1 protein-coding gene is annotated in these 729 nt (G+C 57.6%); it reads right to left on the bottom strand.

Translation table 11 applies throughout. The features are described 5' to 3' along the window. On the bottom strand, nt 1–729 hold a 729-nt coding region (gene tnpC, locus TH25_RS24630; protein ID WP_114090869.1), incomplete at both ends, for an IS66 family transposase.

A 729-nucleotide genomic window follows, 5' to 3' on the forward strand; every position in this document is an offset into this window, starting at 1 on the left:
GCCGTTCATCGCGAAGATAAATCCATAACCGTCCCTGCCTGGTTTTTCCCCGACCGGGATCAAGCACCGGCACCGGTGTATCATCGGCATGAAGATATGATCCGGCCAGAACATGCCGTTCAATCGCATCGATCAGCGGCTGCATCAGGCTTGAACATTTACCAACCCAGTTGGCCAGTAATGATCGGGGCAGTTCCATACCGTCGCGGGCATAAATGCCGCTTTGCCGGTACAGGGGTAAATGATCGGCATATTTCGAGACCAGCACATGGGCGAGAAGATTGGCCGAGGGCATGCCGCGTTCAACCGGCAGGGACGGCATGGGCAGTTGCACCATGCTCTCGCAAGACCGGCACGACAGGCTCGGGCGCACATGACGGATCACCTTGAAGTGGCCGGGCACATAATCGAGGATCTCGGTGATATCCTCACCAACCTGTTTCAGTGTGCCGCCGCATTGGGTGCAATCGCCTTGCGGTTCATGACGAACCTCTTCACGTGGCAGATGGTCGGGCAACGCCCGGCGTTTGCGCTTTTCCGGCAGAGAGGTTTCGCCGGTGATCGAAGCGCTCGCATCTGGATGGTCAAGGGCAATGGGATCATCGTCCCCGGAAGCCTCGCTTTCGAGTTCCTCCAGCGATAATTCCAGCTGGGCGATCTCCCGATGGATCTTTTCGGACGATTTGCCAAACGCCACTTTGCGCAACCGGGCGATCGTGAGCTTCAGCT

The sequence above is a fragment of the Thalassospira profundimaris genome (genome assembly GCF_003326755.1).
Taxonomy (GTDB): domain Bacteria; phylum Pseudomonadota; class Alphaproteobacteria; order Rhodospirillales; family Thalassospiraceae; genus Thalassospira; species Thalassospira profundimaris_B.